This is a genomic window from Salinivirga sp. (genome assembly GCF_035268865.1).
Classification (GTDB): Bacteria; Bacteroidota; Bacteroidia; order Bacteroidales; family Salinivirgaceae; genus Salinivirga.
Map to the genome: position 1 here is coordinate 13,060 of NZ_DATFKB010000054.1, position 25,662 is coordinate 38,721.

Annotated in this window: 23 protein-coding genes; 10 read left to right on the forward strand and 13 right to left on the reverse strand. The window is 38.4% G+C overall.

Annotated elements, in window-relative coordinates; translation table 11 throughout:
• Positions 1-33: 33 nt before the first annotated feature.
• A complete protein-coding gene (locus VJ937_RS03660) occupies positions 34-540 on the reverse strand; it encodes an RNA polymerase sigma factor (RefSeq protein ID WP_324065538.1) in 507 nt (168 codons plus the stop codon).
• A gap of 408 nt (positions 541-948) precedes the next feature.
• On the opposite strand from VJ937_RS03660, the gene VJ937_RS03665 reads away from it, so the two are divergent.
• A complete protein-coding gene (locus VJ937_RS03665; protein WP_324065539.1) occupies positions 949-3,771 on the forward strand; it encodes a PD-(D/E)XK nuclease family protein in 2,823 nt (940 codons plus the stop codon).
• A 45-nt stretch (positions 3,772-3,816) separates the two neighbouring features.
• On the opposite strand, the gene VJ937_RS03670 is transcribed toward VJ937_RS03665, so the two are convergent.
• The gene (locus tag VJ937_RS03670) at positions 3,817-3,975 is read right to left on the reverse strand and encodes a hypothetical protein (RefSeq protein WP_324065540.1); all 159 of its coding nucleotides are present in this window, start codon (positions 3,973-3,975) and stop codon (positions 3,817-3,819) included.
• A gap of 143 nt (positions 3,976-4,118) precedes the next feature.
• Here VJ937_RS03670 and surE point away from each other — a divergent pair, with 143 nt between their 5' ends.
• From surE to VJ937_RS03695, 5 genes are all read left to right on the forward strand, one after another.
• Positions 4,119-4,913, forward strand: coding sequence for a 5'/3'-nucleotidase SurE (surE, locus tag VJ937_RS03675; RefSeq protein ID WP_324065541.1), 795 nt, complete (start codon positions 4,119-4,121; stop codon positions 4,911-4,913).
• The gene (locus tag VJ937_RS03680) at positions 4,897-5,199 is read left to right on the forward strand and encodes a hypothetical protein (protein WP_324065542.1); all 303 of its coding nucleotides are present in this window, start codon (positions 4,897-4,899) and stop codon (positions 5,197-5,199) included. Before surE ends, VJ937_RS03680 begins: the two co-directional genes overlap by 17 nt.
• Before the next feature lie 154 nt (positions 5,200-5,353).
• The gene (lpxB, locus tag VJ937_RS03685) at positions 5,354-6,493 is read left to right on the forward strand and encodes a lipid-A-disaccharide synthase (RefSeq protein WP_324065543.1); all 1,140 of its coding nucleotides are present in this window, start codon (positions 5,354-5,356) and stop codon (positions 6,491-6,493) included.
• Positions 6,490-7,662, forward strand: a complete 1,173-nt coding sequence (locus VJ937_RS03690) for a SpoIID/LytB domain-containing protein (RefSeq protein ID WP_324065544.1) — start codon at positions 6,490-6,492, stop codon at positions 7,660-7,662. Before lpxB ends, VJ937_RS03690 begins: the two co-directional genes overlap by 4 nt.
• A 177-nt stretch (positions 7,663-7,839) precedes the next feature.
• Positions 7,840-8,403: a hypothetical protein gene (locus tag VJ937_RS03695; protein ID WP_324065545.1), complete on the forward strand. Its 564-nt coding sequence runs from the start codon at positions 7,840-7,842 to the stop codon at positions 8,401-8,403.
• Between the two features lie 161 nt (positions 8,404-8,564).
• Here VJ937_RS03695 and VJ937_RS03700 read toward each other — a convergent pair whose 3' ends face one another.
• Positions 8,565-9,329: a DUF6962 family protein gene (locus tag VJ937_RS03700; protein ID WP_324065546.1), complete on the reverse strand. Its 765-nt coding sequence runs from the start codon at positions 9,327-9,329 to the stop codon at positions 8,565-8,567.
• A gap of 168 nt (positions 9,330-9,497) precedes the next feature.
• On the opposite strand from VJ937_RS03700, the gene VJ937_RS03705 reads away from it, so the two are divergent.
• Positions 9,498-10,859: a 4Fe-4S dicluster domain-containing protein gene (locus VJ937_RS03705; RefSeq protein ID WP_324065548.1), complete on the forward strand. Its 1,362-nt coding sequence runs from the start codon at positions 9,498-9,500 to the stop codon at positions 10,857-10,859.
• Here the strand turns inward: VJ937_RS03705 and VJ937_RS03710 are convergent.
• The 3 genes from VJ937_RS03710 to VJ937_RS03720 form a co-directional block, all read right to left on the reverse strand.
• Entirely contained in the window at positions 10,849-11,628 is a 780-nt protein-coding gene (locus VJ937_RS03710; RefSeq protein WP_324065549.1) for an amidohydrolase, read from the reverse strand. The two genes, VJ937_RS03705 and VJ937_RS03710, sit on opposite strands and share 11 nt — an antisense overlap.
• A 5-nt stretch (positions 11,629-11,633) precedes the next feature.
• A complete protein-coding gene (locus VJ937_RS03715) occupies positions 11,634-12,158 on the reverse strand; it encodes a 1-acyl-sn-glycerol-3-phosphate acyltransferase (RefSeq protein ID WP_324065550.1) in 525 nt (174 codons plus the stop codon).
• 128 nt (positions 12,159-12,286) lie between these two features.
• Positions 12,287-13,864, reverse strand: a complete 1,578-nt coding sequence (locus tag VJ937_RS03720) for a serine protease (RefSeq protein WP_324065551.1) — start codon at positions 13,862-13,864, stop codon at positions 12,287-12,289.
• Positions 13,865-14,110: 246 nt separating this feature from the next.
• Here VJ937_RS03720 and VJ937_RS03725 point away from each other — a divergent pair, with 246 nt between their 5' ends.
• Together VJ937_RS03725 and VJ937_RS03730 are read left to right on the forward strand one after the other, a co-directional pair.
• Complete coding sequence (locus VJ937_RS03725) at positions 14,111-16,894, forward strand: response regulator (RefSeq protein WP_324065552.1); 2,784 nt, start codon at positions 14,111-14,113, stop codon at positions 16,892-16,894.
• 2 nt (positions 16,895-16,896) lie between these two features.
• The gene (locus VJ937_RS03730; protein WP_324065553.1) at positions 16,897-17,541 is read left to right on the forward strand and encodes a metal-dependent transcriptional regulator; all 645 of its coding nucleotides are present in this window, start codon (positions 16,897-16,899) and stop codon (positions 17,539-17,541) included.
• Here the strand turns inward: VJ937_RS03730 and VJ937_RS03735 are convergent.
• The 7 genes from VJ937_RS03735 to VJ937_RS03765 all read right to left on the reverse strand — a co-directional run bounded on the left by VJ937_RS03735 (position 17,538) and on the right by VJ937_RS03765 (position 25,058).
• On the reverse strand, positions 17,538-18,098 hold the full coding sequence (locus VJ937_RS03735) for a hypothetical protein (protein WP_324065554.1): 561 nt from the start codon (positions 18,096-18,098) through the stop codon (positions 17,538-17,540). The two genes, VJ937_RS03730 and VJ937_RS03735, sit on opposite strands and share 4 nt — an antisense overlap.
• 21 nt (positions 18,099-18,119) lie before the next feature.
• Positions 18,120-19,976, reverse strand: coding sequence for a 3-oxoacyl-ACP synthase III family protein (locus VJ937_RS03740; protein WP_324065555.1), 1,857 nt, complete (start codon positions 19,974-19,976; stop codon positions 18,120-18,122).
• Between the two features lie 4 nt (positions 19,977-19,980).
• Positions 19,981-21,843: an SDR family NAD(P)-dependent oxidoreductase gene (locus VJ937_RS03745; RefSeq protein WP_324065556.1), complete on the reverse strand. Its 1,863-nt coding sequence runs from the start codon at positions 21,841-21,843 to the stop codon at positions 19,981-19,983.
• Positions 21,844-21,846: 3 nt separating this feature from the next.
• Positions 21,847-22,647, reverse strand: coding sequence for an enoyl-CoA hydratase/isomerase family protein (locus tag VJ937_RS03750; protein ID WP_324065557.1), 801 nt, complete (start codon positions 22,645-22,647; stop codon positions 21,847-21,849).
• Between the two features lie 67 nt (positions 22,648-22,714).
• Complete coding sequence (locus VJ937_RS03755; RefSeq protein WP_324065558.1) at positions 22,715-23,536, reverse strand: ion transporter; 822 nt, start codon at positions 23,534-23,536, stop codon at positions 22,715-22,717.
• A gap of 146 nt (positions 23,537-23,682) precedes the next feature.
• On the reverse strand, positions 23,683-24,258 hold the full coding sequence (locus VJ937_RS03760; RefSeq protein WP_324065559.1) for a DUF998 domain-containing protein: 576 nt from the start codon (positions 24,256-24,258) through the stop codon (positions 23,683-23,685).
• A 236-nt stretch (positions 24,259-24,494) separates the two neighbouring features.
• A complete protein-coding gene (locus VJ937_RS03765) occupies positions 24,495-25,058 on the reverse strand; it encodes a hypothetical protein (protein ID WP_324065560.1) in 564 nt (187 codons plus the stop codon).
• A 197-nt stretch (positions 25,059-25,255) separates the two neighbouring features.
• Here VJ937_RS03765 and VJ937_RS03770 point away from each other — a divergent pair.
• The coding region (locus tag VJ937_RS03770; RefSeq protein ID WP_324065561.1) for a GTPase at positions 25,256-25,662 on the forward strand (407 nt) is incomplete at its 3' end.

A 25,662-nucleotide genomic window follows, 5' to 3' on the forward strand; every position in this document is an offset into this window, starting at 1 on the left:
TGAGACAGCTTTCCATAAAATAGAAAAATTTTTTTATCGGCTGTAGTCCTGCAACATACTCATTAATTTTTTACGGGCAATAAAAATTCTACTTTTCACTGACCCGATAGGCAATCCGAGCTCCTCGGCAATTTCCTTATATTTGAAACCTTCAGTATGCATCGTAAATGGTTTACGATATTCTATCTCCAGGTTATTTATGGCCTTACGAATTTCCTGTACAGAAAAACTGGCATCGGGAGAAATAAATCCTGAATCTTGAGGTACATTGAGAAAATGCAGCTCTTTAGTTGTATCCAGAATTGTTTGTGAGCGTGTTGCCCTACGGTAATTATTTATAAAAGTATTTTTCATAATGGTAAAAGTCCAGGATTTAAGATTTGTTTTATCCTGAAACTTATCCTTATTACTTAAAGCTTTAAGCATAGTTTCTTGCAGTAGATCTTCTGCTTCCTCGGCATTTGTGGTTAACCTGTAGGCAAATCTGTGTAGATTGTCTCTTAAGTTGGTTAATTGATTGTTGAATTCAATTGCAGTCATAGGTGTCGAGTTTTTATGATTAATTTGTTTAACAAATATAAACCATAATTGAACAAAAACCAAATATAATTATGTTAAAAAAGTCTTAATATTTAGAATAATTCTAAATTAGAATACCTTATTTTATTATTATTCAATTCTTTAAATATTTTTTATATGTTTCTTAGATTAAAATTTAAAGATGTATTTATCTTAAAATATTTTTTTACGTTAAACAAAATTGTGCAAAGTGCCTACCTATATTGCTTTCCCGTTACAATAGGCCCTTTTTATTATAACTATTTGAAATAGAATCTGCGATATAATTCACTGATATACAATTTACAAAAAAATACGAATAATTATTAAGAAGTATAAAATTTGTTAAATTTTTTCTTCTAATTACATTTACTGTTTAATTATATAAACATGAAAAAATTTCTTGAGCTTGTTGCAGAAGACCTGCTAGAACGTAAAAATCATTCGCTACATGAATTGCTAATCATTGTGCCAGGGAAAAGATCAAGAACATTTCTAAAGCATATCTTATCACAACTGATAGAAAAGCCCCGGTTTGCACCTTCAATATTTACAATAAATGAATTTGTTGAAAATGAGAGTAAGTTAAAACTCATAGAAACTATTCCTGCAATATCATTATTGTATCAAACCTATAGCAACATTATTACCAAAGAAGAAACAATAGATAGCTTTTGGTACTTTGGAGAAATGCTTTTAGCCGACTTCGATGATATTGACAAATATCTTGTTGATGCAGGCCATTTATTTAAATATGTACATGACCTTAAAGAGATTGAACAACTATTTGATGATTTAGAAGGCGACCAGGTTGAACTAATCAAACAATTTTGGCAAAACATATATAGGGGTACAGGAGCTAAAAACCAGGAAAAAGTGCGGGGACAATTTCTTGAGTTCTGGAAGCATTTATATAAAATATATGAAGCATACAAAAAAGAGCTTTCCAGTGCCGCGGTGGGTTATGAGGGCATGCTTTACAGAGAAACTGCTATAAAGGCTGATAAAAACCAAATAAACTTTGATGAGAAGACACCAGTATTTATAGGATTTAATGCCCTAAGTGGCGCCGAAAAACAAATATTTAATGCTGCTAAAGAGACAGGTGGGTTATTTTACTGGGACTATGACCAGTGGTATTTAGACAAAAAACATCACGAGGCAGGATATTTCATGCGACAAAACCTAAGCCTGTATCCGTCAGCTCTTGGCAAGAAGCATAAATTCGATAATCTCAGGAATAAACAGAAAATTGAGTGTATTGGTGTTCCCGGAGAACTTGAAATGGCTCAGAAAACTGCCGAAATAATAACCTCTAAAGCCAAAAGCCAGGATGAAGATCCGCTGAAAAACGGCATAATACTGGGTAATGAAAGCCTTTTAACTCCATTACTACAGACGCTTCCTGAAGACACAGGGAAAATTAATGTAACCATGGGGTTGCCATTGCAAAATACCAGTTTGCTAGGCCTGGTAAAAATCCTGATGCAGGTTAAACAACAAAAAATAGAAAATAAAGGGAATACGCTCTACAAAAGCGCCTGGGTAATTGAAATTCTGCAACAGGATATCATCAATACACCATATTTAAAAGAAATCCGGGACACTTTAGTTAATGAGAAACGTATGTTTTGCGAAGTAGCCACGCTACAGGCCGATCCAATCGGGTCAATTGTCTTCCCCGATAGAGACATTAACCTCATTGAGTATTTAAAAAGTATTTTAAAGGCCATTGTGGAATACAATGATGAAGAAAAAAACGAAAAGGACTATTTTAATACAGGGGCAGCAATAAAAATATATAGCGCCCTCAATCAGCTCACCCAGCAAATTGAAAACTACAAATTAGACCTGCCCGAAAAGCTCATGGTACGGCTTATTGACAGAATTCTAAGCAGCATCAATCTCACACTTGAAGGCGAACCTTTAAAAGGAATTCAAATCATGGGGCTTATTGAAGCCAGAACACTTGATTTCGAAAACCTGATTATTAATGCGGTAAATGAAGGTTTCCTGCCCTCCTCATCGGTTGCGCCCAGCTTCATTCCTTACAATTTACGCAAAGCCTATGGACTGCTCACCTTTGAAAACCAGGATGCTATTTTCGCATATTACTTTTACAGAGCCATCCAAAGAGCTCAAAACCTTACACTAATATACAATTCAAACGAAGCTGATAATGACTATGGTGAGAAATCAAGATTTTTGCAGCAAATAGCATTCGAATTTCCGAATACAATTACAGAAAACAAATACCAGCACGTCGTTACACCAATTAATGAAAACCCAATTGTAATAGAAAAAGATCAAAGCGTTCAGCCATTATTAAATCAATACCTGAACGGAAAGCGAAAAATATACCCGATTCAGCTCAATACTTATCTTAATTGTCCGCTAAAGTTTTACCTGCAGTATATCGCAAAAATTAAAGAACCGGAGCAATTAGATTCTGGTATTGACCAGCGAATCTTTGGACAAATTTTTCACGATACAATGGAATTGCTCTACAAGCCCCTTTCAGGGACAAAAAAGCCCATATCGAAAGACATGCTATTACCATTGCTCAATGATGAGACAATTCTCAAACATATTAACCATATCATGGGGCTGCAGTTTGGCAACATTGAATTGCAAAAAAATTCAAATGGTATGATTTCGCTTATTGAACAGGTTGCCCTCAAGTATATAAAAAGGGTGATTGAAAACGATATTAAAAACGAAGGATTTAGTTTATATGGTCTTGAAGAGGAATATGAGATAAAGCACCAGATAAACCAGGACCAAACAATAACAATTGCCGGTAAAATTGATCGCTTACAGGCTTCAGGAGACCAAATATTTGTAATTGATTATAAAACCGGTAAAGTTCCAACACAAAAACCGCGATTTGAGGATCTTTTTGCGCATGACTTACCTAAAAGGCCTGAAGCAGCTTTCCAGGCCTACCTCTATACTACCATAATAGAAAACTATACATTTGCACAAAACAAAGAGCTTATTCCTTCTCTACTCTATATTCAGGAAAACAGGCCAATTCATCCAATTATTTTTTCAGGCCGCAAAAAAGAGACGTACGCCGATTTAAAAAATGACTTTAAAGCCCAGTTAAGCAATATTTTAACGGAACTTTTCGATAATACCATATCGTTCAAACAAACCGAAGATAGCGATATGTGTATTAACTGTTATTTCAAATCAATTTGTCACAGGTAATTACCAATTTAAAGGGGCGCAGAGCCTACAACCGAAAAAATCAGTCTACATCTTTGAAATTAGGTCATTAATTAAGATGCCCAATAAAAAAACTGCACCCAGTGCAGCTATTGGTAATACGCGAATGGCCATTCCTCCGGCCATGATAAGGATTGCCAGAATAATTAAAACAGCATTTTTGTTTTTCTTGCTCAGTTTTGCCATTATAAGTTGGTTTTAGCATTAAACACAAATGTATAAAGTTTGGTTTAGCATAAAACAAAGCAACATAAAAAGAACGCCTAGTATATGCTACTGCAAACCCGAAACTTTATTTATATTTGCCATTTAAACCAAAAAAGTTAGCCTTGAAAGATCAGAATAAACCCTTAATTTTTGTCTCAAACGATGATGGCTACTATGCCAGAGGCATGCAAACATTAATCGAAGTTGTTTCGAAATATGGTGAAGTAATTGCAGTAGCCCCGGAGAGTGCGCGATCTGGCATGTCGCATGCTATTACAATAAAAGAGCCATTGAGACTTAAAAAAGTACGCGAAGGAGAAGGAGTAACGCTCTACAAATGCAATGGCACACCTGTCGATTGCGTTAAACTGGGTTTAAATCAGGTTGTTCCCCGTAAACCCGATATCATGGTAAGTGGCATTAACCACGGATCGAATGCCTCCATTTCTGTCATATATTCGGGGACAATGGGTGCAGCAGTTGAGGCGTGTTTAAATGGTGTTACTTCAATTGGGTTCTCATTACTCGACCATTCTGCAGAAGCCGACTTTGAAGCTGCCGCCTATTATGCCGACCGTGTTTTCAGGTATGTACTTGAGCATGATTTACCAGCATACACCACCCTAAACGTGAACGTACCAAAAGCAAAATCTGATGAAATTAAAGGTCTGAGAGTGTGCAGGCAAACGCATGGTACATGGAAGGAGAACTTTGAAAAACGTACAGACCCCCACAATAAAGATTATTACTGGCTCACCGGCTCATTCAATAATTTTGAGCCTGAAGCCAAAGATACTGATGAGTGGGCTTTGGCCAATAATTACGTAGCTGTGGTGCCCATAAAAGCAGATTTTACAGCCTATCATGCCCTTGAACACGTTACTAAACTAAATTTCGATCATGATCAGGAAAACTAAAAAATACGATAATATTTGGCTTGGCCTTGGTAGTGCTGTAGTGCTTACCATATTATCTTTTTTCGGTTTTTATTTAATCAATCAGGCCGAATTCGGATCATTAACCAGGTTTTTAACAGCTCTGCAGCTAACAGAAATGTTTTCATCAGTCGTTAGTTTAAGTGCATTGCCAAATCTATTACTGTTTTTTATTTTTATATGGACAAAGCGCAATCGCTCTGCTAAAGGCGTACTTACAGCTGTGATGCTGATTACAATAATGGTGGCATATTTAAGACTCGGATAAAAACAACCCCAAACCGGCAGAATATGAAACGAACATGAATTTTTTAAATCAAAAAATACACACACGATTATGATTAAAATAAATTCATGTGAGTTCCTGAATGTGAAGGAATTTTTAGTTTCTTCATTTTCTAAAAACTAAAAATTTTAAACAGATGAAATACTACATAATAGCAGGCGAAGCATCTGGAGACTTACACGGAGCAAATCTTATAAAAGGTATTCGTGCAAATGATCCGGAAGCTCAGGTAAGGGCCTGGGGTGGCGATAAAATGCAGGAAAATGGCGCCGACCTGGTGAAGCATTACAAAGAAACCGCCGTAATGGGCTATATGAGTGTGATCAAAAGTCTTGGGAAAATCCGTAAGAATTTAAAACTTTGTAAACAAGATATTACTGATTATAACCCCGATGTTGTAATATTCATTGACTACCCCGGATTTAACTTACGCATAGCCAAATACGCCAAGAAAAACGGATACAGAACTTTTTACTATATCGCTCCAAAAATCTGGGCATGGAAAACTTATCGCATTAAAGCCATTAAAAAATATGTGGACCGGTTATACAGCATTCTGCCTTTTGAAGTCGATTTCTACAAATCGTACAATTACCCGATTGAATATGTGGGCAATCCATTACTAGATGCCATTGATGCGCAACTTAACCGTGGTGAGTTACTGGACGATTTTCTGAAAAGACACGATTTACCCCACAAACCAATCATTGGTTTGTTACCCGGAAGCAGAAGGCAGGAGATCAAAGGATTACTTCCAATGATGCTGCGTTTAAAGCCACACTTCCCTGAATATCAATTTTTAATTTCAGCAGCTCCGGGCATCAGCGAAGATTACTATGAGCAATTCATGGATGATGACAAAAACAACAACCTCATACACAACGACACTTATCAAATGGTGAAACATGCCGATGCATGCATTGTGGCATCAGGAACGGCAGCCCTGGAAACAGCCCTGATCGGGACTCCGCAGGTTGCAGTTTACAAGGTTGGAGGTGGCATTCTTGCTCATGCAGTGGGTAGATTAGTGATCAAAGTAAAATGGGCTACACTGGTAAACCTCATCATGCAAAAAGAGATTATTAAAGAGTTGCTTCAAAAAGATTTTACATTTTCGAAGCTCAAAAAAGAGTTAAAGGCCATATTACCCAATGGTGAGAAGCGAGCCAATTTATTAAATCAATACCAGGAATTATATACAAAAATGGGGAATACCGGCGCATCAGCAAGAGCTGCAGAGTCAATGGTTAAACGCTTAAAAGAAGATCTGAAATGATCAGAAAACTTATATTTTTCGTACTTATTTTAACTATTTTTCAAAATTTACAGAGCCAGGACATACGAATAGGGCTTTACCATAAATTTGATGTAAAGACACTGGTATTTAAACCTTTAAAAGGTGCTTATTACCTGGAAAACGATAATGGATTTAAAGAAAAAATCAGAGGAAACGACGTCATTTACATCACCCTGGTTGGAGATCAAATTAGTGTATGGGGCATTGAAAAGCATATGGGTTTATCGCAGAAAATAGGCATCAGCCCCAAACGCGAAAACAGCATGTTTAGTCTGGAACCGGCCTTCCCTGCCCTTAAAAAGCGGCGTTACGAGGGTAACCTAGAAATTGCCATTCATCCTGAAGATAAGCTTACAATTATCAACCAGGTTGCTTTTGAAAAATATGTGGCCTCGGTTGTAGAAGCAGAAAGCGGTACAAGAGCCAAACATGAGTACTATAAATCGCAGGCCATCATTAGTCGCACTTATGCCCTGAATCATATTGACAGACACGAAAACGAAAATTTCAACCTATGTGACGATGTGCATTGCCAGGTATATAAAGGTATACAAACCCGAAATAAAACCATTCACAGTGCAGTATCAACTACAAAAGGATTAGTCATTACAGATGAAAACAGGCAACTCATTACAGCCGCGTTTCATTCAAACAGTGGTGGTTTTACAATTAATTCTGAAGATGTATGGAGTGCTGCGATGCCTTACCTCAGGGGTAAAAAAGATCCCTTTTGGGCCGATCAGCATAACTCACACTGGACCGATACTATTCCGCTATCTGACTGGGTAGATTTCATGGAACACATTGGCATTCAACTACCTGAAAAATATGATCCAGATATAATTTTCAGTTTTAACCAATCAGTTCGTGTACGAAACATGACAGTAGCAGGGCAACTTGTACCCTTAAAACACGTGCGAAATAAGTTTAAACTCAGGTCTACATTCTTTTCCATTTACCCGGAAAACGATAAACTCATCGTAAAAGGACGGGGATATGGGCACGGCGTTGGTCTCTCGCAAGAGGGAGCTATGCAAATGGCACGCATGGGAAAATCATACGAAGAGATCATAGACTTTTATTACCATAATGTAGAATTAATGAACATTGATTCTACAACATACCTCACACGGCTACTTAGTCAGTAAAACAACGAGCGTAATCACAACAGACCAAAGAAAGTTATATCCGGTCGACTATACATAGACCTAAAAACTATTCCTGATACAGCTGACAATATGCCCATTGTTCAGAATATAGTGGTTGAGCATATATTTTTTGCAAAGCATGTTATTTTGACTTACTTTAGCCTCAAAAACAGGGATATGCGACTCATTTTTATTTTGGCTGCCATAGTTTTATTTTCAGCATGCCGACCATCAGAACAGGATACAAAACAAAACGCCCAGGAAAAAACCGATAATTTGTATAAAAAGTACCATGTGAAAAAAATGATGCAGTATGCACATGATTTGGCTTTTTATGAACCTGATGATAAAGGCAGACTCATACAGTCTTATTTTTTCAATAAAAACGGTGAAATTATTAAAGTAATCAGGTACGATAAGAGTGGCAACATTTGCTACACAGAAGAAATTGACCCTGAAAAAGACGCCGGAACAAACAAACTTATTATAAAAAAGCACAAAAGTGATTCGCTCACCGTTAAAAATTACGGACCACAGGGAAAATTACGGAATAAAGTTGCCCACACCTACAATGAGAAGGGTCAGAAAAAATCAATGATCCGAAAAAACGACAATGGTGAAATAGTTGAAAAAATTACTTACGATTATTTCCCCAATGGACTATTGAAACAAGATGTTTACTGGAACATGGAAATTAAAAAACCAGAACAGATAATAAACTACGAATACGAATATTACTAGTGTCATGTCAAGTTTAATGTTTCGGATAAGTAGAAGAGATTTTCGTTTGTAGCAAGGCAAAAAATGTGCGCATAGCGGCGTTCTGTAAACATTTTTTAACGCCGATAAAAATGAAAAGATCAATACCTGGCCCGTCAGATTATGCTTGACATGAGACTAAATTAACTGAATAGCAGCCTATTGTGATTTTTCTCTAACATTTTTACTGCACCCCTGTAAAATATATAGGCACTAACAGCCATTAATGTATGGCTGATATCGAAATGATTGAACCATTTGCTGATTCCAACTTCATTCATATAAAACAGGGCAGCCACTGCAGCTACTGCAACCCCGTAAAGAAACAGCTTACTACCTTCGTCTTTGGTTCTGATGTAGGCATAACCTTGCAAGCTAAGCACTACGAACATTAATCCATAACCCGAGTGAATCTCCACATAACGAAAATTGAGGGTAGCCAGGGTAATGGCCATAAAAAGGAACAGCTCAACAAGGTTAACAACTTTAAATGCAGTACCAACACCCCGTTTCACAACTGGCCTGACCTGTTCGATTGCTGCACGTTCAACAAACATAATGGATAACATACTTACAATCCACCCGGGCAGCTTCCATGCGTAAGCTGGTTCATGTGACTCCAGGAATGCAATTTGTTCTATAATGTTATTTACCCAGTCGGGGTTCTCCCAACTAGCCGTAAAGTACCACAAAAAAGCGTGGCCTATCAACCCTCCAATTGTTGTTGCAATTGCCATGAGCATAAAATACCATAAAAGATAGGTTTTTAATTTGCTACGGTAGGGTAACTGCAATAATTTAATAAAAGCATATAAACAAACACCGGCTACCAATAGGTCTGTGGCTACAGTAACAGGTTCATTAATTTGTAAACCCAAAATTTCAATTGCTGGTTGATTTAACGCCATAGTACTATTTTATTGCATATTAAAACTTTTAAGGGACAATTCAAAACATACATACTAAAAGCCCCCCTGCTTATAGTATAATTAATGTTTAATAAGCCCTTTTTGTTTAAACAACTAAAAAATTATCTTTGCTAATGCAATTACCAGCAATAAATTCTTTGCCCTAATATGTATTTAGCCACCCTTGTAAACCTCATTATTGGTATAGCCGTTTTTGTTGTCTCAATAACAGCCATGATAATTTCTGCATATGAAAAAGAAACAAGAGCGTCTATCTGGAGTTTGATATTTGCACTCAGCCTGCCCGTGCCTTTTTTGTTGCCGGCATTTATTCCTGCTGTGGCCGGTTCAGTTTATCCTGTTTCCATCATAATAATAACTTCATTAGTACTACTGGCATTTCTTTGTAATCCTAAACAAAAGAAATTTGCTCCTGTAAAGCCAACGGTGCAGCACGACGAAAGAGAAACCATGTTCTCAAGACGGGAACTGGAGCCTGGAAGTAAAAGGTATCAGGATTATTATACAACCCACCCGGAACATCATGATCCCGATAAAAAATGGAGACAAAAACCGGGCTTATTGGACCCTGATTCCTTGTTTTACCACCCTGTTAGTTTTGCAGCAGCAGAAGCTTCTTTTGAAACCATAGGCCAACTGGGACCTTTTATTGATGGACCTGTCAAAAAGGGCCAACAAAAATTATCAGCTAAAGATTTAACTCACTTTATTAAGAAGTGGATGCTCAAACAAGGAATGGCGGATATAGGAGTCACTGAAATGCAGCCTTATCATTATTATCATACAAAAGGTCGCGGCAGTGCCTACAATCAGGCCATAACACCTCAACACAAATATGGAATAGCCCTCACAGTGGAAATGGATGAATCCATGATTAATGCAGCACCTAAAGGTTCTGCGGTGATGGAATCGGCCGAAAAGTACCTCAAATCAGGAGTTCCGGCTGTGCAGCTTGCTACATTCCTGCGCGAGATGGGTTATGATGCTAAAGCCCACATCGACGGTAATTATGAGTTAATATGCCCGCTCGTTGCCCGCGATGCAGCATTGGGAGAAATAGGTCGAATGGGTTTATTAATGACTCCCGGGCAAGGCCCCAGGGTACGTATTGCCGTGGTTACCACTAATGCGCCTCTCGTATTGAGTAAGCCTGCATCAATCGCCTACAGCATGAATGAATTTTGTACTTACTGCAAAAAATGTGCAGCAGTATGTCCAGGTCAGGCTATATCATTTGATGAGCGCAAAGTGCATGATGGTGTTTTGAGGTGGAAAATAAACTCTGAAAGCTGCTTTACTTATTGGCAAACCGCCGGTACCGATTGTGGCCGTTGCATGGCAGTATGTCCGTACGCCCATGCCAATAACCTCTTGCATAACGCTGTAAGAAGTGGTATACGTTATTCAAAATTATTCAGGCGTGTAGCAGTAATACTCGATGACCTTTTTTATGGGAAGCGACCAGGTTCGAAATCTATGCCCCATTGGATACCGCAAGCTAAATCCTGATTTCGAAATCATCGGCATCTGTCATTACCGGAAATTTATCACGAAATGCATTAAGTTCATTTAAGGAGATTTCAACGGTTTTTGCTTCCTCAATTCCGGGTATAAAATCAAGGGCAATTTCACCACGGGGATTAATCATATATGAATTACCACTGTATTTAAGTTCACGGCCATCGGTTCCAACCCGGTTTACACCAGCAACGTAACACTGATTTTCAATGGCTCTTGCCAGAAGTAGTTTTTCCCAAACCTGATGTCTTACTGCAGGCCAGTTGGCCACATAAATCGCCAAATCATAATTGTTGCGGTTTCTGGTCCACACAGGAAAACGCAAATCGTAACATATAAAAGGAGCGATTCGCCAACCGCCAAAATTAATTACAATTTGCTGGTTGCCGGGTGAATATACCTCATGTTCACCACCCATCTGAAATAGATGCCGTTTATCATTGAACTCAAGGTTGCCCCTGGCATCGGCCCATACAAACCTATTATAAAACCGCTCCCCGTCTTTTATCATAGTGCTTCCACAAATAACAAAGCCAAATCGCACAGCCTCTTTTCTTAACCACTCAACCGATTCACCAGGCCAGGTTTCAGCCACTTTTTCGGGTGACATTGAGAAGCCTGTGGTAAACATTTCAGGCAATATAACCAAATCGGTTTTGCCTTTTAAAAATTCAAATTGCTCACTAAAACGAAGCCGGTTTGCAGCCGCGTCTTCCCAAATCAAATCCCACTGCATTAAAGTTACGCGCAATTTATCCATAGCATTTAGAGGTTTTTTGGGTATGCAAACTGATCGCTATACCGTGGTTCCGGATTTACGAATTTATAAAAATTGACCAGATTTTCGAAATCGGTCTGTGCATCATTTGAGGGTTTTATTATATGTCCGAGCACAACCTCCTTTTTATCATAATCGATAGCAGCTGGCAAAATTGGGATATTGACTTTATTGGCCATAAAATAGAAACCTTTTTTCCACCGGTTTGTCTTTTTACGAGTGCCTTCGGGAGTTACCACCAACACAAACTTCTTTTGCCCCTGCATCTTTTGCAAAACACTTTCGATCATGGCCTTTGGAGAATTTCTGTTGACCGGAATCGCTTTTAGTGCTTTTAGCAATAAACTGTATGGGAAAAAGAAAAGTTCCTTTTTTATTAGAAAATGAACATTTTGCCGCATTACACTTGCCACAAGGCGGCCAATAACAAAATCCCAATAAGATGTATGGGGTGCAACAGCTATTATGTACTTTTGATCTTCAGGAACTCTGCCCTGTAGTTTCCATCCCAAAATTCTTAATAAAAATTTTGCTATTCTGTGCATAGGCTCTTTAGCGAAGGCTTTAAAAACACAAAAAAACAAAAAAATACCATAAAAAAACACGATGCTTTGAGATTTATCGCATATTAAAGAGTTATCTAATTTATAATTAGCTTTTTCTTTATGGTTTTATTTTTTGTTTTTACTTCAATTATATGCAGTCCATCAATGGATGCAGGGATCTCTATAATTACCATTCTGCTCACATCCAAATAAATTTGTTCCCATACAAGGTTGCCCGCAATATCCCATAATTTAACAGCCACATTTCCTTCCAGATTTTGATGAAAAACTGTTAAATTCTGCTCCACAGGATTTGGTCCTATTCGATATTCATCCACAACATCCTCATCCTCCAGTGGCCAGCCATACCAATACGAAACATCTTGTTCGGCAGAGAGCCAATATTTAAGCTGTTGGGTTGAATCCGGATATTGGTCAAAAGCTTTGCTAAACTTTAAATAGTAATCATTAACAGGATTGTCGCAATCGGCCTCACCTCCGGTAAGTGTACCTACCAACTGAAAATTTGCATTAAACAAACCACTTCCGCTCGAACCACCCTCAGTAACTCCAACATCCCACCGCATTATGCGCCAAAAGCTGTATCGGTCGTACTCAGCAAAATGCGATGTAACGGGTGAATCATAATCGATACAAATCTTTTTCACATCACCTTTCGGATGGTGTATCCCAACCGTTTCTCCGGGGGCATTCTCAGTGGCATTCCAACCTGCAAAGTATGGTTCATAGCTGGCAGGCACCTGCTCTGAAATTTCTAATAATGTAAAATCAAGCTTTCCTTCTGAATCGTACTTCGTAGATTTGAGCGTTGCACCGCTTAAAGTAAATTCATTAAGCTCAGGATAATCCTCTTCGGGGCCATCGCAGTATAAACTCTCATATTTAAAATAAAACACCATATTGGCCGCAGAATAATCGTTACCAATGCAGTGATTAGCAGTTAAAAAATATGGTGTAGAGTCATTTCTTGTATTATTGATTAGAGTGCCCGAACATAGCCAGCCATTATCATACATTATACGTACGACAGCATTTTTCACTTCTTGCCAGGGCATACCCTCCTCGCAATTAATATCTACATTGCAATCGCCAGAACCCTGTATATATTTGCTTTCGTAAGTAACACCAACTCTATGCAGGAGCGTTGTTCCTTTATCGAGTTTTTCATCGGTAATAATTTCAACAATAACTTCGTTCGAGAAAAACACAGGAAAAGCCGTGAGATCGTAACTGTTATTTACAGGATCAAAAGGACCATAGAGTTTTCCGGTTTTGAGATTCTTAACATACACTGCAACGGCATCACCTTTTATTAAGCCTTTAAGCGTAAAGTTCAACGCGTAAGCACCGCTAGCACCAACTTTTAATAAATAGTGAAATTGATCATCGCCATTACCGGGTGTGGCTTCGAGCGCTACGGGGTGATTGGTTTCCAGGGGAACAGCAAATTGATATGCCGTACCCTCCTGCTCTATTTGACGTTTATCTTTGGGCAAATCTATTTGATATTGATCAATAACGAATGATTTTGCCGGATTATTAATATTTTTTAATATCGAATTTACCTGCCCCAAAGTAGTGATTGAAACAAATAAAAACAAAAAGGTGAGACACTTGATATAAGTAGAAATATTGCGTGATTTTACAGACATACTTTTAATTGTTCGTTATCAATACATTTTTTATCAAAATTAAAGAAAAATACTTTTCCCTGTAGGCTCTTTGGCATATAAGTGTTATTTTTATATCTTGTTGATTAATTTGAAATAAGCAACAAAGCTAAAGCTATAGAGTAACCACATATTAGTGATTAAAAAAATTTTAAGTTTAAACGCTTTGCTCTGGCTCTATGGCAGCTAAAAACTAATATTAAATACACTGAGGGTAAACATTGATAGATGCGTAGATTATTTTTATTTATACTGTTTTTTACAAGTTTAAATTTAGCGCAAGCAGAAAAACAAAAGCTTAGTGTAGGCATAAGCACAAATTATCCGCCTTATGAGTTTACATCTAATGAGAGAATAATAGGTTTTAATATCGACATCCTGAACCAGCTGTCTGATCTGTTTAGCTACGACCTGGAATTTGTCAAAGGCGAAAAAGAGACACTCCAGCAAATGTTAGATAGTGGCAGAATCGACTTTATCAGTTTTTGTTTTCAATCTCAGGAAAATAAAGCTGACTATAACCTATCTATTCCCTACAATATGGTCTCTTTCGGAATTTACATTCCGTATCAATCCTCTATACAAACCCCCCAGGATATAATGCCTTACAAGGTTTCGCTGCGAAATGAGCTGCTTTACGAAATGATGCGCAACAATAAAAAATTTGCAGGTCACCTTACACTTAGAAGATCACAAAACCAATGCCTTCAAGATGTTATAAATGGAGATGCCGATGCGGCTATTATAAGTAGTTTAAGCGGGAAATATTTAATAGAACGCAATAACTACAAAATGATTAAGGTACCACCGATCAACTTCAAAAACCTGCAATACTCATTTGCCTTCTCAAAAACTAACGATAGTTTGCTCATCCAGTTCAATGAAGGCTTAAATATTTTAAGAGAAACCGGCACATATAACCGTATTTATCAGAAATGGTTTGGCGAAGTCCATCCAAAACAAATCAAAGAGAAAAAATCAGTGGTCTATTGGCCATACTACGTGTTGAGTTTTATAATTGTGGTACTGATAATTCTGTTTTTAAACCAAAGAAGAAAATATGCTTACCTCAAGCAACTAAAAACCAAGGAAATTGAGATTAGACATAATGCAGAAAAAACACTGTACGATTACCAATTAATTGTGGAAGGTATGGTTGATACCCTGCCACATATAATAGTTGCGCAGGATGAAGACAAAAAAATCAGACTTGTAAACAAAGCTTTCTTGCAACTCATAGGGCAACCGAAAGATGAAATTTTAAATAAAAAAATTGATACCAAATCATTACCTGACAAAAACCTCATTTCGTTACTTGAGCATGAGGGCAACGATCAATCAGCCCTGAATTATCATATGAAACTGGTTGATACAAATTCCCGGATGCGCACCTTTGACCTTACCAAAAGAAAAATTAAAAAAGCTACCAGTAAGGAGATTATAAGTATATTGGTTGGCATTGATATAACTGAAAGAGAACAGCAGGATGAAGCACAACGACAAGAAAAAGCATTACTAACCAGCCTGATTAACTCTATACCTGATTTAATATTTTACAAAGATCGCACACTAAAATACATGGGTGCCAATAATGCTTTTAAAGCGTTTAATAATTTCAAATCAGAAGAAGATTTTGTAGGTAAAACAGACTACAACATTTTCGATGAAAAAAGAGCCAAAGAATACAAACGAACCGATCAGGAGATACTTAATACGAGGGAGCGAATAGAGTTATCATCATGGGAGACCGACGAAAAAGGCAAAAAAATACTATACGACACACTTAAAGTTCCTATTATTGATCATAATGGAGAACTCACCGGTATTGTTGGAATAAGCAGAGACATAACACAACAAGCCGACATTCAGCGACAGTTACACAGAGCCAAAAGCAAAGCGGAAGAAAGCGATAAGCTTAAAACCATTTTTTTAACCAATCTTTCGCATGAAATCAGAACACCCTTAAACTCCATTATTGGTTTTTCAGACCTATTAACCGATCCGGACCTAACTGACGACCAGCGAGAAGAATTTACAGAACTCATCAGTAAAAGCGGAGCTTCGTTACTGACACTGGTGGACGATATCATAGACCTTTCAAAAATTGAAGCCAACCAGATACAAATAAATAAAAACAGGTTTAACATCAACCAGATGCTTGTCGACTTGCATGAAGCCATAGAAGAAAACCGCGACCCGGCACATAAACATGCCGTATCGCTTGAATACTATATCCCGGGCAACGAAGACCAGGCATTGTATTTTGAGCACGATGATTTCCGCATAAAACAGGTGCTTAGCAACCTGATTAAAAATGCGCTAAAATACACTAACAAAGGCGAGGTAAAATTCGGATACCGCCTCAAAGAAGATGAAATCATATTTTTTGTGAAAGATACCGGACTCGGCATATCAGAGCAAGACAAAGCACACATCTTTGAGCACTACAATAATGGTAAATCCATTGAGCAGTTTGGAGGCTCCGGCCTTGGGTTATCCATTTCGAAAAAACTTGTAGAAATACTGGGCGGCAATATTGATTTCACCACAGATGAACTTAAAGGCTCTGAATTTTTCTTCTCATTTCCACTGGATAAACACGATACAAGTCAGGACAATGCCCGAACTGAGTTGGCTGAAACTTACGACTGGTCAGACATTCAGATTCTTGTTGCTGAGGATGAACAAAATAATTTTATGTTTATCAAAGAAGCCCTGAAAAATACAGGAGCAAAAATTATATGGGCAGAAGATGGACAAAAAGCCGTTGAAGAGGTACATAAAAATCCAAAAATTGATTTGGTACTCATGGATATCAAAATGCCTAGGTTGAATGGATATGAAGCTACAAAGCAAATTAAGGAAATACGAAGTGACCTGCCCATTATAGCGCAAACGGCTTATGCTATGAGTGACGAAAAGGACCTTAGCCTGCAGGCGGGCTGCGACGAATATCTGACGAAACCTATTCGACCCAAAAAGCTATTAAAAAAAATTAATCAGTTACTGTAAAAATGCTTTCGCATAACGCAAGAATTTTTTTAACAACTCTTTACGAACACGCCAAACGGGGAGATCGCCTGAGAACAACTTTCCTTGCAGAGAAATTAAAAATATCAAAAGCTGCAATTACCGATATCTCAAGAACGCTGCGCGATGAAGGGTTCATTATGTACGAACCCTATAAACCCTATGAACTAACAAAATCAGGTAAAAAAGTTGCTCAAGAACTATTTTACAGAATTGCGATTATCGAAAAATTCTACTTCACTCAATTTAAGATACTACCCTACAGAGCTAAAAGTGAGGCAATAAATTCAGAGCCCACACTTTCGGAGTTTATTGTTGAACAAATGAAAAACTTAACCCCGGCACCCGAAATAAGCTTATTCGGGCACCCGATAGATGACCCCTTGCCCTTTAAAACCTTTTTGCTCAGCAATTGCGAAACCGATTTGATTGTAAGACCAATTGCAATTAAACCAGTAGCTGAAAACTATCAAAGTAGTCTTTGGGTAGAACTGGCAAGCCTTATGGGTAAAAAAATCAGAATAAACGAAGTGGATAAATCAATAGAAGCAATCCAAATTATTGTGGGTAATGAGTCGCGTCATATCAGCCTCAAACTGGCCGACAAAATAATTGTAACTGTGGACTAATCCCCAAAATTGTAATTAATTTCTCTGAGTTCATAGTCGCCGGGTATCTTAAAGATATTGCTGGGAAGCGCGGCATTCTCATTAATAAATTTTACGTAGTACACTACTTTTCCATCGACAGCTAATTTCATTAAAAGATGCTCATAAAACCAGAGTTTTTGTTGCTCATTTTTGTATACACTGCATTGATAACCTAAAATATCATCCTTTCCGGTTTGGGTATAATATTCAGGGGCAAAAAGGGCAGAATCTCTTTCTTGCGGTATTTTTGTCACAAGTTTGTTTTTATGGTCGAAAGTAAAACGAAATTCACCAGTGTAAATTAAACGTTTATTAATCTCTTTTCCCTTGTATTCACCAAGAATATCTGCAGTAAGGCGGGCACCATGCTCTTCTACGAAAACCTTTAATTGGTAATCCGTTGAATCAGTTTGATAAACAGCCTCTATTATGCCGTTAGTGAAAGGTGTTTGATAAACAAACACCCTTTGCGCGGCCAGAGAACCAATATTAATCACTATAAGCAGCAGCGCTGCCAGCCATTTGAATGAGCTCATTGGTACCAAAATTAATTTAACTTACTTACGAAATGCACAAGCATCTGTTCTTAAAATCATTGGACCTTCGTACCTGTCATTTGTATGCGCCACTTTAAGTAAGTATAAAGACCGTATAAGGCGTTCGGCCAGCTGATCAATATCTTCCCACAAAGCTTCCTGATGCATACCTTTCATAGCAGCTATTCGGCCCTTTTTAGACATATAGTGTGTCAACTCCCTGTAAACAGCCGGAATAAACCACACTGTGCGTACACCCTTGGAGATGGCTTCACCTGCCATACTCCCTGCCAGCCCGTGCCAACCATTGGCAACCGAGGCTATTGGTGTTGGTTCTATAAGCGGAGCGTTCTCCAAAGGATGTCCAACAGCGACCATGGTTTGTCGGACTTTAGGCAGCAGGCCGCGGCTAAGCCTGTCAAAGGCTTCCTGGATATTACCTGTAGCTTCGGCCAGGTCCGTGAAACCATAAATAGTCTCCGATGCCAGTCCTATATTCATTACATAATCCCACTCATGCTTTTCCATTTTCTCAAGAAACTGGATTGCTTCGCCAGATGAAGTTATCTGATAATGAATTAAATTAGAGTTTTCTGATCTATTTGTAAGCTCCTCAAGTTTGTTTTTATACTCGTTATCATTATTGACGTGAAACTCTACTTCAACTTCCGTTTCAATTAACTTTTCGGCCAACAAAACGCCCAAAGCATTATCGGCAAACAAAATGAGCAGTTTTTTATTTTTCAGACGTGAATGTGGTTTCTTTACTTTATTGCCAGCAGCTTTCATACTTTCTGGCACCACATATGACCATGCACCGTACTCACCTCCAACTCCGGCAGTGGGACATAAAAGTTTCATGCCTGGTTTTAATCGGCCTTGTTCCTGCAGTAGTGAGAGTGCTATGGGTATTGTAGTACCAGAAACATTTCCGTACTCTTTCTGAGCCTCCTGATACATTTTTTCTTTGGATAAACCCAATTCGTCTGCTACGGTATGTAAGATGGCATTACCTGTTTGATGTGGTACTACAAGATCTATATCATCCAGTTTCCATCCATCGCGTTTCAGTACTTCTTTCGATGAACTGATAAGATTGGGCACTGCCCGGCGTTTTACAGCCCCCCCATCCATATACAGATTCCAGTCTTTATCCACGCCTACAAAATCAATCATCCGGAGGTCATGATGGTTTAATATTGCACCAACGCCTTCGTGTTTGTCTTTTTTAGGAACCCGTGAAATAATTGCGGCTGCAGCAGCATCACCAAAAGTAGCATGATATACAAAATCCCGCTTTCTGTTGAGGAAGTGCGACATGGTTTCGGTATTGGCAATCAGAATGTTATTCACATCAGGCCTGGAACGAAAATAATCCAGTGAGCGGCGCAGGGCAATATTAAACCCTGCACACCCCGATGTAAGCGTCATTGCCGGAGTAATATTATCTTCTTTGGTAAAATAGCATTTTAAGGTGGCAGCAATTCCTGGTGCCTGCTCCTGCGGAGAAACGGTACTTACGATCCATCCATCGATATCTTCAGCATCAAGATTAGCATTATCTAAAGTTTTCTGTACTGCCTCGACCAGTAAATCGAGTGAATTTTCTGCCACATCCTGGTTTTGTTTAATAGGTGGCCATGGCGTCACATGATGTCTTTTTTGAAATCCCATTTTGTAACCCACAAAATACTCAAAGGGAGTTACATCTGGATGTTCTTTTAAGTATGCCTGGTAGTTTTTGCTGTGCTTAATCAATTCGGGATTAAATCCATCAAGCATATCGTTTTCTGCAGCCTCTTCCAGCATACGATTTGTAACCTCGTATTTACCAGCGGCATGTCCAAAACCGCTTAATATATAATTGAATTCCTTCATATCTTTATTTTTTTGTCCAGTAATACCCATCACGTCGTACAATCAGGTCGCCTTCCCAGGAATGTTGCACATTGGCAACTTTAGGTCTGTAGAGCGATCGCACTACCCTATCGGCAACCTCGCCGGCAGGTAGTAATCTGGGCTGGTTAATGCTCATCATTGCGGCCAGCTGCTGTTTTGGGTTCAATTTATCGACCATACCACTGTTCAACAAGCCAAGCATATAGTAAATGGTTTTTACACCCTTTTTATGAAAAGGCCTTGCCATACCTGCTGTATAACTATGCAGTGCTCTTTTTGATGACACATAGGTCGATGACCCACTAAAAAGTGCATCCTCGGCTACAGACCCCACAACGAGCACGGTATCTGTCACATTTGAAGTAAGGGTATCTGTAATGGTGCGAATACTGAGCATATTTACCTGCAGACCTTTGGCCATTTCTTCAGCTGTTACGTCCGTAGCCCGGCTCAAACTTCCGGTGATAGCAGAAGTATGTACCAAATAATTTATGGTTTCATACTCATTTTTAATTTGTGTTGCGAAAGTCTCTACTTCTTTTTGATCGGCGAAATTACACCTCACTATTCGGTAATCAACATCCTGCTTGTCAAGCCATTTACTTAACTCCTCAGCTTTATTAAGGTTGCTGTTGTATTGCAATATTAGGTTGCAGCCTTCGCTGGCAAGCTGTTTAGTAACCTGCTCTCCCAGCCCACCGGTAGCACCTGTTACAAGTGCTAATTTACCAATTAAAGGTCGATACTTTTGAGGTTTCTTCCTGGGCCTGGGCACAATATAGGAAAAACCACCAAACTCGCCCCCTAATCCACAAACAGAGGTAACCAGTTTCATTCCTGGTTTTAGTCTTTTTTCATCTGTGAGGAGTCCGAGCGCAAATGGCACACTGGCGCCGCTCAGGTTTCCATATTCTAACTGAACTTCCTGGTAAAGTTTCTTCTCTGGTACTTTCAAAGCTGCAGCAGCCGATTGCACAATGGCATGACCTGTCTGATGGGGTATAAGCATATCCATGCTATCAACATTCCATTTATTATCTTTAAGCAACTGCTGCGATATATTAATGATATTTTTTGTAGCTCTCTCCTTAACTCTCGTAGGGCCCATATATAAATCGCCCTGTCTGTTAGCACCAAGGAAATCGATCATGTGCAAGTCTTCGCCGTTTCTGACGAATGTAATACCTTCCTTCTCCTCCCCCTGCGTCCGGGTAAGTACTACTGCTGCAGCAGCATCGGCAAATGTTACATAAGGTACAAATGAAGGTTCATGCATTAATAGGCCCGACATAACTTCTGTATGCACAATTACAATATTTTGGGCTTCAGGGTGCATTTTAAAATAATCAAGTGCTCGCTCTATGTTAATATTAAAGCCCACACAGGCAGAATTAACAGTGGCAGCCGGGCAGGCATTATCCCAATGTGTAAAATGTGCCTTTATGGTAGCACCAATACCCGGTGCCTGCTCAAATGGGGTGGCAGTCCCGGCCAGCCACAAATCGACATGTTCCGGGTGAACACCACTTTTTTTCAGGGCATCATCGACGGCACGAACCCCAAGTTCAAGGGTTGTCTCAGCTCTTTTGAAGGCTTCTTCCACAGGTGGAAAAGGCACAACATGATAGCGGTTATGAAAACCCATTTTTTGCCAGGCAAAATATTCCAATGGAGAAGTTTCACCATTTTGCTTTACAAACTCTTTATATTCGGGTAACTGAAGAATACGATCGGGATTGAAATCACCAATCCATCCGGCCTTTATAGCGCGTTCAATTTCATCGTTGGTTACTTTGTATTTGCCATGAGCGTAACCAATTCCAGTAAAAACATAATTATCTGTCATGAATTAATTGTCTTTCTTTTTGTTAGCTTCAAAAAATTCTTTTATCAATGGCCGGGCCCGCGAGGTGAGCAATCGGGCAAACTCTTTGGATTCTATATCATAACCCTCATCTTTGCCTGCCAACCTAATGGCTTGTTTTAGTGCCACTGATGCTGCCTTACCATGTTTGCCGAGCACCTTAACCAAATCTCTAATAACTGTATCGATGAATTGATCATCATCAAACAGCTTTTGAACAATTCCTCTGCTGAGGCATTGCTGCGCAGTTAAATTTTCACCTGAAAATATACGGTAAAAAGCATCTGCACGTCCCAGTCGCTGGGTGAGTCGCTGAGTACCTCCACCTCCGGGAATCAAAGAAAAGCCCAATTCCGGTAAACTAAACCATGCATCAGATGTGGCAAAAACCATATCAGCAGCTAATGCCAGCTCAAACCCACCACCAATGGCATATCCATGCACTGCCGCAACTACCGGAGCCTGATAATCACCGATATATTTCAAAAGTCGATGTAATGACCGGCTTATTTCCAGTGCACGTAATTCAGAAACATCAACCATCTCCTTTAAATCTGCTCCGGCAACAAAGCAATCGCCCCTGCCCGCCAACACCACAAACTGGTTGTCTTTGGCTGGCTGGGTAAAATAGTCTATGAGTTCATCAATTACTCCTGAGGATATAACATTCCGTGTATCAGGGCGATTGAACCATAGTATGGTTCCGCCATCACGCTTTTCCAGATCAAATGTACGATACACACCCATATTTTTATTCCAAAAATACGACTTGTAACGCAATTTCAAAAATTCAATTTATATTAAAAAACACTTCAAGGATCATGAACCAAATACTATGTGGTGTGTATCTTGCTTAATCACTGCTGAGTGACTCACCACAATTTTTGCAGAAAAGCGCATCGGATTCGTGATCTTCAGAACCACATGCCCTACATCTTTTATGATGCGTTTTATTCATTCTCGCCATTTCAGCGCTCACTATTCCTGTTGGTACTGCAATAATGGAATAACCCAAAATCATAATTAAGCTTGCAATGAATTGCCCCAGGTCGGTTCCTGGTGAAATATCGCCATATCCAACAGTCGTAAGCGTTACAATGGCCCAATAGATAGAACGTGGTATGGAGGTGAATCCATGTTCGGGCCCTTCGATAAGATACATTAACGAACCAATCACAATTACAATAATGAAGATACTGTAAAGGAAAACGCTGATGCGGCTTTTACTGTTTTTGAGTGCAATGGCGATGGCAGATCCTGCGTCGGTAAACTTCGAGAGTTTTAAAATCCTAAACACCCTAAAAAGCCTAAGTGCTCTGATCACTGCAAGGTAATGCGTTCCGGCCAGGAACAGCGCCAGATAAGTTGGAAGTGCTGCCAGTAAATCAATGATTCCGTAGAAACTAAAAATATATCGCCGGGGATGCGGATGAACTAAAATACGTAGAATGTATTCTAAAGTAAAAATTATTGTTATTGTCCACTCTGCTGCATATAAAAAATCAATGTAATCATCTCTTATTTCTCTTACACTATCGAGCATTACAACCAATACACTGAAAAGAATGATTATAAGTAATATTACATCAAATAACTTTCCTGCCGGTGTATCAGTATGAAAAATTATCTTGTAAATAGTTTTTCTCAGTGCATCGTCGTGCTTTTTATGCTGCATACCTGAACGCTATTGGTTGGAAAAGCTAAAATAATAAACTTTAATGAGAATAAATAATAGGTTCATTGCATCGAAAGCTGAAACTGCACCTTCAAAATCTCGATCCTCAATAATAAAACATTTGAAATCCTAATTTACATCCTTTCTTATGTCCGTTTAAGTCTTGCGTTGAGGTTCCATGCCACAATTGAAAACCAACCAAAAACCACCAGCGCAAAAAATCGTTGCGTTAAACCCCGGTATTCCATAGGATCCAATCGGGCTACCATTGCCCATAAGTAGAGAAATATAAGGGTTCCTGCGACAATAGATAGTATGTGTAAGCTTTTTTTCTCGATCATTCGGTTCAACTCGTAAAGAAATACAAACGGAGCAATCATTATAAATAAGCCTAAACCATAAAACCCATGCCATGGTGATCCTATAGGAAATATGGCACCAAAGATGAAGGTTACACCAAAAAGAAAAACAAGAAAAGCAAAGAGCAAAAACTGTTTTTTGAAATTTACAATTAAGCCAAGCGATAGTAGAAAAAGCGAAATACTTGTAGCTATAATCCCAATCTGAAAAATAATTACTGCTGTTTTATTGGCATTTATTCCAAGTTCGCTGGCATGTTGCCCAATATGGCTATATTCATTTGCAAAAAAAGCAGCAATGATGATACTGGCAAAATAAATAACAGGTAAAAAAATGGTTTGTTTAATAAGTAAATGCTTCATAACGCGGCTATTTAATGTTTATAAAGGGATAGGATAATCGATAAGTTTTTATTGTTAGCACGTATAATATACAGACTATGAAGCAATTTAACAAGCAATTATATTTCATACATACAAAACAACTCTGCCTAAACAGCTTCATGGGAAATATTGAAAATAAGCAAGTCTCTTTTAAAACAATAGAACTCACGATTTAACATTATTTTACACAATGGGATCAGGCAAGCAACTTTTTATTAAAACGTTTCAAAAGTAAGAGAACCACTATAATTCCTGTACATTGATATATCATGGGCTAATACATTCCCTGCTGAGTCCATTTTCGTTGTAATAAAATCAAAGGAGATATAATTTCCTCCTTCTTTCGAAACGGTTAATGAGCCATCTTTCAAATCATAACCCTGCTCATAAGTTTGATTATCGGAATCAAAGCCTAATTTAAGAAATGCAAAATAAATGGTATTCGGGATATTTTCATTCGGATGTGTATATTCGAGTGTCTGACCATTGAGCGTTTCGGAATTTGTAAAAAAATAAAAATGTAAATAATATCCGTTTTCATCCGGATTATTCAAACTCGATGAGTGAAGCATAATATTGTGGACATAAAGCCCATCTCCATTGTCATAAAAAGTCCTTAATCCCTGATCCAAAATATAAGTTGAATCTTCTACAGTAACTGTGCCTTCTCCTTTTCCGTAGTTTTCATTATTATCATTATCGCTGCAAGCAGATAAGGTAAAGGTTGCTGCTAAAACAAGTACAAATAGTGTTTGTGCAATAGTGAGGGGCGTTTTCATGATGTTGCTTAATTAGTATGCAAAGCCAAATCTATCCAAAGGCTATAAAAACACAAAATATTTAACAAAGCATTAAGTAAATAATAAAACCGACTATCCCATTTTCGAGGCACAGTTATTGAGTAATGATTCTCTTTTGAACTAAAAGTTTCACTAATAAATATTACTTTTGCGCGAAACTTAAAAAAAATCATTACATGGCGCTTCAATGTGGAATTGTAGGATTACCTAATGTGGGAAAATCTACCCTTTTTAACTGTTTATCAAATGCACGGGCACAATCGGCCAATTACCCTTTTTGTACAATTGAACCTAATGTCGGTATAATTAATGTACCAGACGAACGCTTAATTGAACTGGAAAAGATTGATAAACCCGAACGTGTTGTTCCGGCAACTATTGAATTTGTAGATATAGCAGGTCTTGTAAAGGGCGCAAGCAAGGGTGAAGGCCTGGGTAATAAATTTCTGGCCAATATACGTGAAACCGATGCCATTATTCACATACTCCGCTGTTTCGAAGATGATAATGTAACTCACGTGGACGGATCAATTGATCCGGTGCGCGATAAAGAGACCATTGATATAGAGCTACAGTTAAAGGA

Excerpts from the sequence above, each read along its gene's own strand:
- VJ937_RS03660 (WP_324065538.1), bottom strand. The coding sequence starts at position 540 with ATGACTGCAATTGAATTCAACAATCAATTAACCAACTTAAGAGACAAT.
- VJ937_RS03665 (WP_324065539.1), top strand. The coding sequence starts at position 949 with ATGAAAAAATTTCTTGAGCTTGTTGCAGAAGACCTGCTAGAACGTAAA.
- VJ937_RS03670 (WP_324065540.1), bottom strand. The coding sequence starts at position 3,975 with ATGGCAAAACTGAGCAAGAAAAACAAAAATGCTGTTTTAATTATTCTG.
- VJ937_RS03680 (WP_324065542.1), top strand. The coding sequence starts at position 4,897 with ATGATCAGGAAAACTAAAAAATACGATAATATTTGGCTTGGCCTTGGT.
- lpxB (WP_324065543.1), top strand. The coding sequence starts at position 5,354 with ATGAAATACTACATAATAGCAGGCGAAGCATCTGGAGACTTACACGGA.
- VJ937_RS03690 (WP_324065544.1), top strand. The coding sequence starts at position 6,490 with ATGATCAGAAAACTTATATTTTTCGTACTTATTTTAACTATTTTTCAA.
- VJ937_RS03695 (WP_324065545.1), top strand. The coding sequence starts at position 7,840 with ATGCGACTCATTTTTATTTTGGCTGCCATAGTTTTATTTTCAGCATGC.
- VJ937_RS03700 (WP_324065546.1), bottom strand. The coding sequence starts at position 9,329 with ATGGCGTTAAATCAACCAGCAATTGAAATTTTGGGTTTACAAATTAAT.
- VJ937_RS03705 (WP_324065548.1), top strand. The coding sequence starts at position 9,498 with ATGTATTTAGCCACCCTTGTAAACCTCATTATTGGTATAGCCGTTTTT.
- VJ937_RS03710 (WP_324065549.1), bottom strand. The coding sequence starts at position 11,628 with ATGGATAAATTGCGCGTAACTTTAATGCAGTGGGATTTGATTTGGGAA.
- VJ937_RS03720 (WP_324065551.1), bottom strand. The coding sequence starts at position 13,864 with ATGTCTGTAAAATCACGCAATATTTCTACTTATATCAAGTGTCTCACC.
- VJ937_RS03725 (WP_324065552.1), top strand. The coding sequence starts at position 14,111 with ATGCGTAGATTATTTTTATTTATACTGTTTTTTACAAGTTTAAATTTA.
- VJ937_RS03730 (WP_324065553.1), top strand. The coding sequence starts at position 16,897 with ATGCTTTCGCATAACGCAAGAATTTTTTTAACAACTCTTTACGAACAC.
- VJ937_RS03735 (WP_324065554.1), bottom strand. The coding sequence starts at position 18,098 with ATGAGCTCATTCAAATGGCTGGCAGCGCTGCTGCTTATAGTGATTAAT.
- VJ937_RS03740 (WP_324065555.1), bottom strand. The coding sequence starts at position 19,976 with ATGAAGGAATTCAATTATATATTAAGCGGTTTTGGACATGCCGCTGGT.
- VJ937_RS03745 (WP_324065556.1), bottom strand. The coding sequence starts at position 21,843 with ATGACAGATAATTATGTTTTTACTGGAATTGGTTACGCTCATGGCAAA.
- VJ937_RS03755 (WP_324065558.1), bottom strand. The coding sequence starts at position 23,536 with ATGCAGCATAAAAAGCACGACGATGCACTGAGAAAAACTATTTACAAG.
- VJ937_RS03760 (WP_324065559.1), bottom strand. The coding sequence starts at position 24,258 with ATGAAGCATTTACTTATTAAACAAACCATTTTTTTACCTGTTATTTAT.
- VJ937_RS03765 (WP_324065560.1), bottom strand. The coding sequence starts at position 25,058 with ATGAAAACGCCCCTCACTATTGCACAAACACTATTTGTACTTGTTTTA.